This window comes from Sphingomonas flavescens (assembly GCF_030866745.1).
In the GTDB taxonomy this organism is placed as follows: Bacteria; Pseudomonadota; Alphaproteobacteria; order Sphingomonadales; family Sphingomonadaceae; genus Sphingomicrobium; species Sphingomicrobium flavescens.
In genome coordinates this window covers 1,400,767-1,414,385 of the sequence record NZ_CP133016.1, presented here as the reverse complement: position 1 = coordinate 1,414,385, position 13,619 = coordinate 1,400,767, and the positions used below count along the sequence as shown (strand labels likewise).

General features: G+C 63.9%; 17 protein-coding genes. 11 read left to right on the top strand and 6 right to left on the bottom strand.

The annotated features are described in order from the left end of the window. Positions 1-6: 6 nt before the first annotated feature. From QU596_RS07310 to QU596_RS07300, 3 genes are read right to left on the bottom strand one after another with little or no spacing between them, the layout of a single operon-like run. The gene (locus QU596_RS07310; RefSeq protein WP_308514530.1) at positions 7-417 is read right to left on the bottom strand and encodes an endonuclease domain-containing protein; all 411 of its coding nucleotides are present in this window, start codon (positions 415-417) and stop codon (positions 7-9) included. 56 nt (positions 418-473) lie between these two features. Further along, positions 474-1,397 carry a bifunctional riboflavin kinase/FAD synthetase gene (locus tag QU596_RS07305; protein WP_308514528.1) on the bottom strand — a complete coding sequence of 308 codons (924 nt, stop codon included), beginning with the start codon at positions 1,395-1,397 and terminating at the stop codon, positions 474-476. 10 nt (positions 1,398-1,407) lie between these two features. Beyond that, complete coding sequence (locus tag QU596_RS07300) at positions 1,408-1,884, bottom strand: DUF2127 domain-containing protein (protein ID WP_308514526.1); 477 nt, start codon at positions 1,882-1,884, stop codon at positions 1,408-1,410. Positions 1,885-2,103: 219 nt separating this feature from the next. Between QU596_RS07300 and rpsM the strand changes: the two genes are divergently transcribed. The 7 genes from rpsM (at position 2,104) to QU596_RS07265 (ending at position 6,666) form a co-directional block, all read left to right on the top strand. Further along, positions 2,104-2,472 (top strand): 30S ribosomal protein S13, encoded by a 369-nt coding sequence (rpsM, locus tag QU596_RS07295; protein ID WP_308514524.1) that lies wholly within the window; start codon positions 2,104-2,106, stop codon positions 2,470-2,472. A 51-nt stretch (positions 2,473-2,523) separates the two neighbouring features. Next, positions 2,524-2,913 carry a 30S ribosomal protein S11 gene (rpsK, locus tag QU596_RS07290; RefSeq protein WP_241447108.1) on the top strand — a complete coding sequence of 130 codons (390 nt, stop codon included), beginning with the start codon at positions 2,524-2,526 and terminating at the stop codon, positions 2,911-2,913. An 88-nt stretch (positions 2,914-3,001) separates the two neighbouring features. Continuing rightward, positions 3,002-4,078, top strand: coding sequence for a DNA-directed RNA polymerase subunit alpha (locus QU596_RS07285; protein WP_308514519.1), 1,077 nt, complete (start codon positions 3,002-3,004; stop codon positions 4,076-4,078). Positions 4,079-4,173: 95 nt separating this feature from the next. Next, positions 4,174-4,359 carry a hypothetical protein gene (locus QU596_RS07280; RefSeq protein ID WP_308514517.1) on the top strand — a complete coding sequence of 62 codons (186 nt, stop codon included), beginning with the start codon at positions 4,174-4,176 and terminating at the stop codon, positions 4,357-4,359. A 131-nt stretch (positions 4,360-4,490) separates the two neighbouring features. After that, positions 4,491-5,378, top strand: a complete 888-nt coding sequence (locus tag QU596_RS07275; RefSeq protein WP_308514515.1) for a leishmanolysin-related zinc metalloendopeptidase — start codon at positions 4,491-4,493, stop codon at positions 5,376-5,378. 47 nt (positions 5,379-5,425) lie between these two features. Beyond that, positions 5,426-5,917: a sterol desaturase family protein gene (locus tag QU596_RS07270; protein ID WP_308514514.1), complete on the top strand. Its 492-nt coding sequence runs from the start codon at positions 5,426-5,428 to the stop codon at positions 5,915-5,917. Positions 5,918-5,952: 35 nt separating this feature from the next. Next, positions 5,953-6,666, top strand: a complete 714-nt coding sequence (locus QU596_RS07265) for a sterol desaturase family protein (RefSeq protein ID WP_420030968.1) — start codon at positions 5,953-5,955, stop codon at positions 6,664-6,666. Here the strand turns inward: QU596_RS07265 and QU596_RS07260 are convergent. The 3 genes from QU596_RS07260 to crtY are packed head-to-tail and all read right to left on the bottom strand — an operon-like array spanning position 6,632 to position 10,133. After that, complete coding sequence (locus tag QU596_RS07260; RefSeq protein ID WP_308514511.1) at positions 6,632-7,519, bottom strand: phytoene/squalene synthase family protein; 888 nt, start codon at positions 7,517-7,519, stop codon at positions 6,632-6,634. The two genes, QU596_RS07265 and QU596_RS07260, sit on opposite strands and share 35 nt — an antisense overlap. Next, positions 7,516-8,994, bottom strand: coding sequence for a phytoene desaturase (locus QU596_RS07255; RefSeq protein WP_308514509.1), 1,479 nt, complete (start codon positions 8,992-8,994; stop codon positions 7,516-7,518). Before QU596_RS07255 ends, QU596_RS07260 begins: the two co-directional genes overlap by 4 nt. Further along, entirely contained in the window at positions 8,991-10,133 is a 1,143-nt protein-coding gene (gene crtY, locus QU596_RS07250) for a lycopene beta-cyclase CrtY (RefSeq protein WP_308514507.1), read from the bottom strand. The genes QU596_RS07255 and crtY overlap by 4 nt, the downstream gene beginning before the upstream one ends. Positions 10,134-10,189: 56 nt before the next feature. Between crtY and QU596_RS07245 the strand changes: the two genes are divergently transcribed. The 4 genes from QU596_RS07245 to QU596_RS07230 all read left to right on the top strand — a co-directional run bounded on the left by QU596_RS07245 (position 10,190) and on the right by QU596_RS07230 (position 13,566). Further along, positions 10,190-10,615 carry a DUF2141 domain-containing protein gene (locus QU596_RS07245; RefSeq protein WP_308514506.1) on the top strand — a complete coding sequence of 142 codons (426 nt, stop codon included), beginning with the start codon at positions 10,190-10,192 and terminating at the stop codon, positions 10,613-10,615. Positions 10,616-10,679: 64 nt separating this feature from the next. Next, positions 10,680-11,660: a 4-hydroxy-3-methylbut-2-enyl diphosphate reductase gene (gene ispH, locus QU596_RS07240; RefSeq protein WP_308514504.1), complete on the top strand. Its 981-nt coding sequence runs from the start codon at positions 10,680-10,682 to the stop codon at positions 11,658-11,660. A gap of 84 nt (positions 11,661-11,744) precedes the next feature. Beyond that, entirely contained in the window at positions 11,745-12,623 is an 879-nt protein-coding gene (locus QU596_RS07235; protein WP_308514502.1) for an alpha/beta hydrolase, read from the top strand. Positions 12,624-12,864: 241 nt separating this feature from the next. Then, on the top strand, positions 12,865-13,566 hold the full coding sequence (locus QU596_RS07230; protein WP_308514500.1) for a hypothetical protein: 702 nt from the start codon (positions 12,865-12,867) through the stop codon (positions 13,564-13,566). Positions 13,567-13,619: the final 53 nt, after the last annotated feature.

The window sequence follows — 13,619 nt, the reverse complement described above, 5'->3', positions numbered from 1 at the left end:
CCCGAGCTAGTCTCGGGGAGGGGGACCGCCCGCAGGGTGGTGGAGGGGCAGGCGGGAGGTTGCTTCGCTGACGATGTAGCGGAGGACGGCATCAAGGTCGGACAGAACGTCGGCGGCTCGGACGCGGAGTGTGTCGATGCCTGCTTCGCGCAACCACGCATCGCGGTGGTCGTCGCGCTTCGGACGGTCTCCCCGCGAGTGCGCTTCGCCGTCGACCTCGACTGCGAGCCGTGCGTCGCCGCAGAAGAAATCTAGTACATAAGGTCCGGTCGGGTGCTGCCGGCGGAATTTCAGGCCGCTCGGATTTCGGCGAAGAGCCTGCCAGAGGAATACCTCCGGGAGCGTCATCTTGCGGCGGAGGGCGCGGGCGTTGCGCGTGGCGGACCGTCGCGCTTTTGGTGCGATATCCTTCAGCATGCCCCTCCACCACGCTTCGCATGGTCCCCCTCCCCGAGACAAGCTCGGGGAGGAATTTAGGCGAGCAGTTTCCGCGCCGCTGCCTCATCGCGCCGCATCTCATCGATGAGCGCATCGAGGCTGTCGAACTTCAGCTCTTCGCGGATGAAGCCGTGCAACGCGACGTCGATCCGCCGGCCGTAGAGGCCGCCGTCGAAGTCGAACAAATGGGCTTCGAGCAGTTCCTGCGGCGGGTCGAAAGTGGGGCGGATGCCGAGGCTGGCGACGCCCGGGTGCTCACTGCCGTCGTCGAGCGTCACGCGGACCGCGTAGATGCCGTATTTCGGGCGCTGGTAATCGCCCATCGTCAGGTTGGCGGTCGGATAGCCGAGCTCGCGGCCGCGCTGGTCCCCGCGCTGGACGGTGCCGGCGATGGTATAGTCGCGGCTGAGGAGGTGGGTGGCGGTGGCGAGGTCGCCGGCGGCGAGCGCCTCGCGGATGCGGCCGGACGAGATGCGGGTGCCGTCGAGCAGGACGGGGGCGACGGTTTCGGCGGCTATCCCGTGCTCGGCGCCGAGAGTCCGCAGAAGCTCGACATTGCCGCCGCGCTGCTTGCCGAAGGTGAAGTCGTCGCCGGTGACGACGCCCGCGGCACCGATCCGCTTGCCGAGCAATTCAACGACAAAATCCTCCGCGCTGGTGGAGCGGAGCATCTCGTCGAACTCGAACACCAGCATGGCGTCCGCGCCGGCGTGGGCGAACAATTCCTCGCGCTGGTCGAGGGTGGTGAGGCGGAAGGGGGGCAGGTCGGGCTTGAAGTAGCGCACCGGGTGCGGGTCGAAGGTGGCGACGATCACCGGGCGGCGTTCGTGGAAGCCGCGCTGGATGGCGCGGCCCGCTACCGCCTGGTGGCCGAGGTGGAAGCCGTCGAAATTGCCGAGGGCGACGATGCTCCCCCGGAGGTCGTCGGGGATGCCGCCGGCGAGGGAGAGGCGCTGCATTGCGCTCCGCTTAGTGGGTCGGGCGGTGATGACGCAACAAGCGGTATTCGTGGACCGCGAGATAGATGACGAACAGGTCGAAGATGCTGAGCAGGATCAGCGCGATCTCGTGCGTGAAGGTGAAGCGGTAGAGCTGATAGGCGATGAACAGGCCGAAGACCGCGAAGCTGGCGGGATAGGCCCAGAGTTTCTCGCGGAGCAGGCCGTAGACGAGCACGGCTTTGATGACCCCGTGGCTCAGCAGGTAAAAGGCGTAGAAATCGTGATCCGCGACCGAGAAGCCGCGGGCGAAATCGAGCATGTGGCTGGCGATCCAGTCGTGGCGGTTTTCCGCCAATTCGTCGTAGCTCCAGCCGGCGACCGCGTGGACAATGGTCTGCGTGCTGATCAGCGCGAGGGTTAGACCGCCGACGATCTCGATCAGGGCGTGCAGCCCCTTGAAAATGACGCTGCCGACGAAGATTTGGTGGATCCGTTGTTCTCGCATGCGCGCGTGAACGCGGCACCGCTTGACTCGGCTCCGGCGCATTCCTATCTGCGCTCTATCCCGATCCACCGGTTTCCGGCGGCGCATTTCGTGCGCGCGTCGGTTTTTCGTTTCGGGGGTTCCCATCAAAGTAGTACTTTGATGGGGCCTGTGGGGCGGGCGTTTCTAGCGACGAGATGGGGCGGTTGGCGCCTCGTGGAGCTTGAAGAAGGGTAAAGAATGGCTCGTATTGCCGGGGTCAACATCCCCACCAACAAGCGCGTCGAAATCGCGCTGACCTACATTCACGGAATTGGCCGCACGAAGGCCAAGAAGATCGCCGAAGAATTGGGCATCACGCCTGAGCGCCGGGTCCAGGACCTGACCGACCAGGAAGTGCTGCACATCCGTGAGGCGATCGACAAGGATCACACGGTCGAGGGCGACCTTCGCCGCGAGACCGCGATGAACATCAAGCGGCTGATGGACCTCGCCTGCTACCGCGGGCTTCGCCATCGCAAGGGCCTTCCGGTCCGCGGCCAGCGCACGCACACCAATGCGCGCACCCGCAAGGGCAAGGCCAAGCCGATCGCGGGCAAGAAGAAGTAAGCTTCTTCGCACCCGTCCGACCGTCAGCAAGCTTAGATTGTAGGAATTAACATGGCCCAGGCACCGCAGCGCCTCCGCAGGAGAGAGCGCAAGAATATCACGGCCGGCGTCGCTCACGTGAACGCTAGCTTCAACAACACCATGATCACCATCACCGACGCGCAGGGCAACGCGATTGCCTGGTCCAGCGCCGGAATGATGGGCTTCAAAGGCAGCCGCAAGTCGACGCCGTACGCGGCGCAGGTCGCTGCCGAAGACGCGGGCAAGAAGGCCGCCGAGCACGGCGTCCGCACGCTCGAAGTCGAGGTCAAGGGACCGGGTTCGGGCCGCGAGAGCGCGCTTCGTGCGCTCCAGGCGGTCGGCTTCACGATCACCTCGATCCGCGACGTGACGCCGATCCCGCACAACGGCGTCCGTCCGTCCAAGCGTCGCCGGGTCTAACGAGACCTGGCTTCGCTGCCGCGGCTCTCCCCGCGGCGAACCAAATTTACAAAGGCGAGGGACGCCTCGCCACAGGGCAGGAAGACACATGGCCGTCAACGCAAAGAACTGGCAGGAACTCAAGAAGCCCAACGCGCTCGAAAAGAAGCAGTCCGGTAGCGACAGCCGCCGCCGCGCCGCTTTCGTCGCCGAGCCGCTGGAGCGCGGCTTCGGCATGACGCTGGGCAACTCGCTGCGCCGCGTGCTGCTGAGCTCGCTGCAGGGTGCCGCCGTCACCTCGATCAAGATGGACGGCGTTCTCCACGAATTCTCGTCGCTCGCCGGCGTCCGCGAGGACGTCACCGACATCGTGCTCAACGTGAAGCAGATTGCGCTGCGGATGGAAGGCGAAGGTCCGAAGCGCCTTCACCTTAGCGCGACTGGCCCGGCGGAAGTGACCGCGGGCATGATCGCCACCAGCGGCGACATCGAGGTCACCAACCCCGACCTCGTCATCTGCCACCTCGACGATGGCGCGACGCTTAACATGGAACTGACCGCGGACATCGGTAAGGGCTACCAGCCCGCCGCCGCCAACCGTCCGGCGGATGCGCCGATCGGCCTGATCCCGGTCGACGCGCTGTACAGCCCGGTCCGCCAGGTTGCTTATAAGGTGGAGAACACCCGCGTCGGCCAGGAGCTCGACTACGATAAGCTGACGCTGACGATCGAAACCGACGGCACGGTCACGCCGGAAGACGCGCTGGGTTATGCCGCGCGGATCCTGCAGGACCAGCTGCAGCTGTTCGTCCACTTCGACGACAGCCAGGTTCGCATGCCGTCGTCGCCGATGATCGGCCAGGCCGTTCCGATGGCCGCGACCGAGGCGACGCCGACCGACACCAACCAGCTCAACCGTTACCTGCTCAAGAAGGTCGACGAGCTGGAACTGTCTGTGCGCAGCGCGAACTGCCTGAAGAACGACAACATCATCTACATCGGCGACCTGGTGCAGAAGACGGAGGCGGAAATGCTCCGCACGCCGAACTTCGGCCGCAAGAGCCTGAACGAGATCAAGGAAGTGCTCGCGAGCATGGGCCTTCGTCTCGGCATGGACATCCCGGGCTGGCCGCCGGAGAACATCGAAGAGATGGCGAAGAAGCTGGAGCAGGAACTGCTCGGCTAACCGCCAGACTTCGAACGGAACAAGCAAGGGTCGCCCCGCAACGGGCGGCCCTTTTTGTTAGGCTGTGCTACGCCGCCCGTGAAAGGACACGGAAGATGGCGAGTGGAGAGCGGTTCGAGCGTCACAAGCAGCCATGGCGGCCGGACGAATTGGACAAGCTGCGGACGTTGGCGGGGAAGGGCATGGCGCTAAAGGCCATCGCCAAGGCGCTAACCCGGAGTGAGGAGTCGGTGAAGCAGCGCGCCAAGGAAGACGGGCTCAAAATCGCCAAATTGCGGTAGCGCGATAGTCCCTGCGGGGGACGGAAAATTCGTGATGCTTACCAAAAGGTTGCCGAATCGCCCGAATTGCGTACCTTTCTCTGGTTGAGAACCGCCGGCTGCTCTGGCCGGGGTCAACAGGGGGCAAACCTATGCGCAATTTGAATCCCGGCGAGTTCGCCGCGAATCATGGCATCCACGCTCGTGGCCTCGATCTTCGACCGGTTCTGCCGCAGTCGACGGATCAAATTCTCGGCATCGACTTAACGCACACCATTCACACCGATGAAGTGGCGGCCGCGCGGGGCGGTCCAGGCGGCGGCGGTGGCGGTGGCGGCGGTGGAACGACAACCTTCGGAACTTACACCAGCGGGGCGGCCGGCGCGTATAACATCACGATCGAGTTCAAGGGAACGAGCTGGACGACCGAATATTACAACCTGTTTGTTGCAGCCGCCGACCGTTTGAGCAGCATCATCGTCGGGGACGTCGAGGACGCGAAGGTCATCGTCGGCAAAGGCGGCCCTAAAGTGGTCGACGATATCTTGATCACTGCCGAGCTCGGCCAGATCGACGGCCTCTACAACATTCTTGGCCAGGCGGGTCCGACATCGGTCCGTACCGTTGGATCACTGCCGGCAACAGCGACGATGAAGTTCGACATCGTGGACGTCGAAGCGCTCGGCCTGACCGTGTTCAGCCAGGTTGTCCTCCACGAAATGGCGCACAGCCTTGGCTTCGGATCGATCTGGGATCGGCTCGGGCTGGTCACCGATGGCGTGTTTACCGGCTCAAATGCCGTTCAACAGTATCACAATCTGGGCGGCACCGCGGCCGGGATTGCGGTCGAGCAAGACGGGGGGACGGGCACGGCTGGCTCCCACTGGGACGAGGACACGTTCCATAACGAGCTGATGACCGGCTACATCGACAGCGGCGAAAATCCCTTCTCCGCGATGAGCGCGGCATCGTTCGCCGACCTTGGCTATGTCCTCAGCAGAACATACGCGAGCCATACCGACGCTTACGCCGTCATCTAGTCCTTCTGTGGGGTTGGGTCGCGGCGTCTTCCGCGTATAAGGCGCGCGTGAACCTCCCCACCGGCATCTTGTTGTTTCTAGGGACAATCCTGGCGATGGAGGGCGTGGCCTATGCCGCCCATCGCTGGATCATGCATGGACCCGGCTGGTTCCTGCACGCCAGCCATCACCGCGAGCGGCCTGGGTTGTTCGAGGCGAACGACTGGTACGCGGCGATCTTCGCGGTGCCGTCGATCGTGCTGCTATGGGGCGGGGTGCAGTCCGACTGGGGTCAGTGGGCCCCGTGGGTCGGCGCGGGCATCGCCGCTTACGGCGCGATCTATTTCGGCTTTCACGACGTGATCGTCCACCGGCGGATCGCGACGCGCTATCTGCCCAAGTCCGACTACATGCGCCGGATCATCCAGGCGCACCGATTGCACCATGCCGTGGAGACACGGCGCGGGACGGTGAGCTTCGGGTTTTTGTGGGCGCCGGAGCCGCGGGTGCTGAAGCGGCAGCTGCGCGAGAACGCGGGCCTCCGCTCGCCGCGGAGCTAGCGGTGCTGACGTTGATCCTCGTTTCGATCGTTGCGATGTCGGTGATCGTCGCCGTGCGTTACGCGGCGGTCAGCGGCGGCTTTGCTTGGCTAACTAAGCGACGGTTTCCCGGACTTTACGCGGGCCGCGATCCACAGATCCGGCACGAGATCGGCTGGTCATTAGCGAGCGCCTTTATCTACGGCGCGCCTGCCGGACTGCTGGCGTGGGGGTGGCAGGAACATGGCTGGACGCGAGTGTATACCGACGTTTCCGCTTATCCGTTGTGGTGGCTGCCGGTCTCGGTGCTGCTCTACCTCTTTCTGCACGACACGTGGTTTTACTGGACCCACCGCTGGATGCACCGGCCAGCGGTCTACAAGCGGATGCACGCCGTGCATCACGCCAGCCGCCAGCCGACCGCCTGGACGGCCATGAGCTTTCACCCTTGGGAGTCGATCACCGGTGCCGTTGTCATTCCGGCGCTTGTGCTGCTGATCCCGATACACGTCGCCGCGCTGGGGGTGGTGCTGACGGTGATGACGGTAATGGGCGTCACCAATCACATGGGGTGGGAGCTGTTCCCGCGCTGGGTGGTGCACGGGCCGCTCGGCCGCTGGCTGATCACCGCCAGCCATCACCAGCGCCACCACGATAAATTCCTGACGAACTTCGGGCTCTATTTCCGGTTCTGGGATCGATTGTGCGGGACCGACGCGGGGATCGGCGGCTTCGCTACCGTGCGCCCGCGGCCTTTGCGCCAACCGTAGCCTCGGCAAAGCTCGGGATCAGCAGGGCGAGCTTGCGCGCCTTGCCGACGCTGACGCGCTCGTCCCAGGCATGGCTGCCGAGCGCCTGCACGCGGCGGCCGATCGCGCCGTAGATGCGCAGCGCGGTGAGAACGGCCAGCCGCGAGCGGAACGGGAGTTGCTCGGCGCCCTTGTGCGCGCTGACCTCGCGGGCGCGGACTTCGGTGATGAGGCGGTCTACCATCGCCAGCAGCGCGGGTTCGTGCTCGGGCTGGAACAGCTGGTCGGGTGTGACGCCGAACTCGGCCAGCCAGTCGGTCGGCAGGTAACAGCGGCCGTTTTCCAGATCCTCGCGCAGGTCGCGGGCAATGTTCGACAGCTGGAAGGCAATGCCGAGGTCGGCTGCCCGCCCCAGGGTTTCCTCGTCGTCCGCGGGGACGCCCATGATGACCGCCATCATGCAACCCACCGCACCGGCGACGTGGTAGCAATATTTGGTGAGGTCCTCGGTGGTGGTCGGCCGCCACCCGATCTCGTCGAGCGCGAAACCTTCGAGATGATCTTCCAGATAACGCGTCGGGATCGGCCGCTCGGTCAACAACAGCGCCAGCGCTTGATAGGCGATGGCGTCGCCGGGCTGCCCTGCGACAGCGCGGCGAGTCTCGTCGCGCAGCGTCGACACCTTGCCCGGGGCGACGTGTCCGAACCCGAACACCTGCCCGTCCGCCACGTCGTCGCAATGGCGGCACCAGCAGTAGAGCAGCCAGGCGCGCTCGCGGGTTACGTGGTCGAACAGACGGCTGGCCGCGCGGAAGGATTTCGAGCCTTGCTGGATGGCATCGCGCGCGCCGGCAACAATTTCGTCGCGCGTCACCGGGCGAGGTCCTCGATGATCAGCCCGGCAGTGGCCTTCGCGCTGCCGACCACGCCGGGAATGCCGGCGCCCGGGTGGGTGCCTGCGCCGACGAAGTACAGGTTCGGGATTTTACTGTCGCGGTTGTGCACGCGGAAATAGGCGCTCTGCGTCAGCACCGGTTCGAGGCTGAATGCGGAGCCGAGGTGGGAGTTGAGTTCGCTTTCAAAGTCCGCCGGTCCGAAGTGAAAGACCGTGCCCAGACGTTCCCGCAGGCCGGGCAGCATTCTTTCCTCGAGAACCTCAAGAATACGCTCCGCATATTTCGGACCCTCGACCGCCCAGTCGAATTCGGTCTGTCCAAGATGCGGCACCGGCGCCAGCGCATAAAAGGTCGAGCGGTCAGGCGGCGCCATCGAGGGGTCGGTGATCGTCGGGTGGTGCAGGTAGAGCGAAGGGTCGTGCGGGAGGCCGTCGCCCTTGTAGATCTCGTCGAGCAGCTCGGCATATTTCGGGCCGAACAGAATGCTGTGATGGGCGACGTCCGGCCAGGTCCCGCTGGTCGAGAAATGCAGCACGAACAGTGAGGGGGAATAGCGTTTGCGCTTCAGCCTGGCGGCGGATCGCTTGGCCGACCGGTGCTGCAGCATTTCGTAGGTGCGCAGAACGTCGGCGTTTGATGCGACGGCATCGAAACTTTCTTCGAAGCCAGACTGCGTTCGGACGCGCGTTATGCGGGTTCCGTCGGTCGCGATCTCAGCCACCGGATCGCCCAAGCGGATTTTGCCGCCGAGCCGTTCGAAATGGCGCACCATGCCGGCGATCAGCCGGTTGGTGCCACCACGCGCGAACCAGACGCCACCGTCGCGCTCCAGCTTGTGAATCAGTGCGTAGATCGAACTGGTCGTCATCGGATTGCCGCCAACCAGCAGTGTGTGGAAGGACAGCGCCTGACGCAGCTTCTCATTGCGAACGAAGCCCGACACGATCGAATAGACCGACCGCCAGGCCTGATACCGCGCCAGCGACGGGGCGGCCTTCAGCATCGAGCGGAAGTCGAGGAACGGCACGGCGCCGAGCTTTACGTAACCTTCCTCGTGGACACCGGCGGAATAGTTGAGAAACTTGCGGTAGCCCTCCACGTCCGCCGGCTCGAGCGCGCGGATCTGATCGAACAATTCAGCGTCGTCGTTCGTGTAATCGAACGTCGTCCCGTCCGGCCACGACAATCGATAGAACGGGGTCACGGGGACGAGGTCGACGTCCTCGGCCAGATCGTGGCCGGACAGTTCCCATAGCTCGCGCAGGCAGGCGGGGTCGGTGATCACCGTTGGGCCGGCATCAAAGACGTGCCCGTCCTTTTCCCAATAATAAGCGCGGCCACCGGGCTTGTCGCGGGCTTCCAGGATGGTCGTGTCGATCCCCGCCGATTGCAGGCGGATGGCGAGCGCCAGACCTCCAAAACCAGAGCCGATGATGGCGACGCGCTTACTCATGCCGCTTTCCCGGTCAGCGTGCGCAGGGCGCGACCGAGCGGCACCGGTGGCCGGCCGCTGAGAATGCGGAGCTTGTCGAAGGTCGTGAGTTGCCCCGCATAGAAACGCGCGATGATGTCGGCGGGCAGCCGATAGAAATGTTCGAGCACTCGATATTCCTGCTGGGGTTCCGCCGCGCCAAACAGCATGCGGTTGAGAAGTTGAAAAAAGGAACGGTCCTTCCAGCTTTTGGCTGCGCGCGCGCGCAGTACCTCCGCGAGGACGCGTGAGGTTAGTTCCCGCTGCTCCGCGATAAAGGTGGCAGTCGTCACTGCATCGAGCAGCGAATAGCTCGTCGTGGGGTGAAAAAAGCTGCCGCGAAGACCGACCCGCGGCAGGCCGTCGTCGCGGGGCCACCAAGCGTCGAAATCACCGCGGATCAGGATCGGCAGAACGCCACTTTCCTCCGCTATCATGGTCGCGCCGTCACCAAGACTTGCCGCGCGCCGATCGACGTCGGCGGCGAGCCGATCCCGATCAAGCGACGCGTCGGGTGAATAATATGTGTCCTCGATCAGCAGGCGGTGCGGATCGAAGGGCAACAGATAGTGGAATCGGTAGCCGTCGCGCTGTTCCACCGTGGCATCCATAATCACCGGCCGCTTGACGCCGTGCGGCACCGGATAGCGATATGTCCTACCCAGGAACTTCTGCCACCCCAGGTCCTGCCCGGGCATCGGGCCGGGCCCTCGCGCATCGACGACCGCATCCGCCTCGATCCGTTCGCCGGTCGCGAGCACGACGTGGTTCGGTCCGACCTCAGCCAGCGCGACGCGCAATCGATATTCGGCAGGCTGCAACGTTCGCTTCATTGCCGCGTCGAGCGCCTCCGACGCGATGCTGTTGTAACCGATGGGGATCGTCCGCTGCCGTTTAGGGAAACGGACTTCGGTGTCGGGCCAGTGCGCGGCCTCGATCCGATCCAGCACCCAACGATCGCCTGCGGCGATGTCCGTGTCGAAGAATGACCAGGTGTGGTTGCCCCCGAATGTCTCGCCCTGATCGACAATCAGCAGTTGGACGTCAGGGCGCCGCGCCTTGAGCGCGAGTGCAAGGAGACCGCCGCTCAGACCCCCGCCGGCGATGACAACTTTGCTCATGACTGTGGCCTGGGGGCGATAGCGGGCATGCGAAACGGCTGATAGGCTCCCCCATCATGCGCGTATATGCCCTTGCTCCACTCGCCTTGCTGACCGTCGCGGCCGCCACGCCGGACAACGTGCTCGAGGTCGATGTGTCGGGATTGCGCAATGCCAAGGGCCAGATCCATGTCTGCATCACCCAGGACCCTGGCCATTTCCCCGACTGCCGGGGCGATCCCCATGCGCTGACGCGGACGGCTGCGGCGACGGTCGGAAGCCTGAAGTTCGAAGGCCTGACCCCCGGCCGCTACGCGATCACTCTGTTTCACGATGAAAACGGCAATCAGCGGCTCGATACGATGCTGGGCATCCCGCGCGAAGGGTTTGGGTTTTCCAACAAGGTCGTCATTCGATTCGGCGCGCCGCGCTTCAATGCCGTTGCCATTCAGGTGCCGGCGGGCTTCACGCGCGAACGCATCCGCCTACAATACCTGCTTTAGGGCAGTTCACGGCTCCCAAGCGGGAAACTAGCGTTCGGTCGGCGGGTGATGAGCCCGGGCACCGATGACGGAAAACCTCACAACCACACCCCCAAGCAATCGCGTTAAATCGGCCCGCGCGGGGCTGACGGTCCTGCTCGCCAGTCCGCGGGGCTTTTGCGCGGGCGTCGTGCGCGCCATCGACGCGGTGCGCGACGCGTTGCGGGTTTACGGGCCGCCCGTCCACGTGCGGCGCCCGATTGTCCATAACCTCGAAGTCGTCCGCATGCTCGAAGCGGAAGGCGCAATTTTCGTCGAAGAACTGGATGACGTGCCGAACGGTGCCGTGGTCTTGTTCTCAGCGCACGGGGTCGCCCCCGCGGTTGCGGCGGAGGCACGCCGGCGCGGGCTTATCGCCTACGACGCCGTCTGCCCCCTCGTTGCCAAGGTGCATCGCGAAGTCGAACGGCACTACCGCAATGGTCGCCGTGTCGTGCTGGTGGGGCATGAAGGACATCCCGAGATCGCGGGCACGCTGGGCCATTTGCCGCGGGCCGGTGCATTTGTGATCAACGACCCGTCGCAGATCCCAGCTTTGCCGCTTCGCCGGGAAGAACCTGTCGCCTACGCCGTCCAGACCACCTACTCAGTTGATGATGCGGCGCTGATCGTGACGGCGCTGGCGGCTCATTTTTCCGACCTGGTCGGACCGTCGAGCAGCGACATCTGCTACGCGACGAGCAATCGTCAGGCAGCGGTGCGCAGCATGGCGGCCCAAGCGGACACGGTAATCATCGTCGGGGAGAGCTTCTCGTCCAATGCTCGGAGACTGGCCGAAGTGGCAGCCGAATATTGTCCGCAGATGCAATTGGCTGCGAGTTCTGACGACATAAACTGGCGACTGATCCCGCCGGATGGGACACTCGGCATTTCGTCAGCCGCCTCGACGCCCGAGCGTTCGGTCGAGGATGTCATCGATGCGCTTCGGCAACGGTATGACCTCGACATCCAAGACCTTGCGGGGCCCGTTGAAGACACGGTCTTTAAACGAATGCCCGTGATCTGATTTTACATTGGCTTGCTGCGTTGAACGGAGCATCGTCGCCTCTTTGATCGCGAGGTGTTGATGGTCGGTATGCGTGGCGGGTGGATGGCGCTTCTCCTTGCGCTCATGAGCGGCGATGCTTTTGCCGCACCGACCAGCCGTCGCCACGAGGCGACCGGGGAGGTCATCCGGCTTTGGCCGGGTCAGGCGCCCGGAAGCGAGGACTGGCAGGGGCCGGAGGAGGTCGCCGACGTGACGCTCCCGGCAGTCGGCAAGCTTCATGTGATTACCAATGTCACTGTGCCAACTCTGACCGTTTTTCGACCGTCCGCGGCCGACGCCAACGGAACCGCGATGATCGTGCTGCCGGGCGGCTCATTCCGCGCGCTCGCCTGGGACGTCGATGGCGTGGAAACAGCGCAGTGGCTGGCGAAGAATGGCGTGACCGCGTTCGTGCTCAAGTACCGGGTGCGTCCGCCGCAGAAGGGCGAGTCCTTTGGCGAGACGCTGGCGGACTTCGCGCGGGCGACGAGAAGCCGACGGGTACTCGCCGTGGCCGATGCGCGGCAGGCCGTCCGCTATGTTCGAACGCACGCCCAAACCTACCGCTTACGCCGGGGCAAGATCGGTATCATCGGCTTCTCGGCTGGTGCGATGGCGACCGCCGAAGTCGCGGCTGGCGAAGAGCCTTCGGCCCGGCCCGACTTCGCGATCGTAATGTACGGTGCGGCCCTCGACGCGGCGCCCCCTCCCGCCGGCGCGCCGCCGATCTTCATCGGTGCTGCGCAAGACGATCCGCAACTGCCCGCGAGCAACAGTATCGATCTGTACGAGCGCTGGACCAAAGCGGGCTTGCCGGCGGAGTTGCACATCTACGAAAATGGCGGCCACGGGTTTGGCTTTCGTCACCACGGCACAACTAGCGACAGCTGGCCTTCGGCGTTGCGAGCCTGGCTCGCGGGTCGTGGCTTGATCGCCGAATAATCCCCCGTCGCCCGAGAGGGCGAGTGATAACGGTGAAGGGTGGTGCGCGACGCAGTCATGCGCTCATCCGTCTCCGGCGCAGGTTTCCTGTCAAGCAGGAGATTTACAGGATAATCTCGCATATCTTCGCCTAATCTGACTACCTTACCGCGTCCAAGTGTCTGCTACACGGACGAAACACGGTCGTTTTCTTGCGAGAAGGATCAGGAGAGTAATTTCGCCGAACAGGAGAGATTGCTGCATGTCAAAGAGCGCCGTTCCGTTCGACGCTGAACCAAGGATCAGCGAGCTTGCGGAGCGCGCCGTCGCCGCTTTGCGCCTTGCGAATGATGAGCCCAAAGCTGCATTAAAGGCCAATCTTGCCCGCCTTGCGAAAGACTTTTGGGGCAACCGCCTCCTCCAAAGTGTATCTGGTCAGCCAGGAGAGCAGAGGCTTCTCCTCCAGCAGCTGGCCGCCACGTTGAGAAAGGCAGAAACCTTGATGCTGCAAATCGCGCCGGAATACGCTGTCGCCATCAGCGTCGATGGCGACGCAAGGTCGATGTCGTTGCATGACCTTGGTGCAGAGTTGCGTCGCCGGGCCAACCGAATTGAGCATTTCGATCGAGCCTTCAGGCCTTCTCATGGTTCAGCAGACTTTGCGCTGGATGACGCAGTTCGGGCCCTAATGGCCACGTTTGAGGCGGCCGGGCTCGAGAAACCGAAGGTTCGCCAAGGCCGCCAGGACGTCGAGCCGTCCTTTCTTTCGAACGAGTCCGTTGCAATGGGTATCGTGCTCCAAGGCATTGACCCACAATTGTCGACACGAACTCTGGTCAACAAGATCAGCGAGATCGCGAAAGGGCAGAAGCCCGTTGCGTCGCACTTAGATGCCATCGTGTCTGTTTGCAGTGACGATCTGCAGGAATGCCTCCTCCCGTCGAGAAATAAGACGAGAAAATAAAACTTCTTCTCGTTCGCGAGACGAACGAACGAGTCTCATTGGAGAGCTCCCCT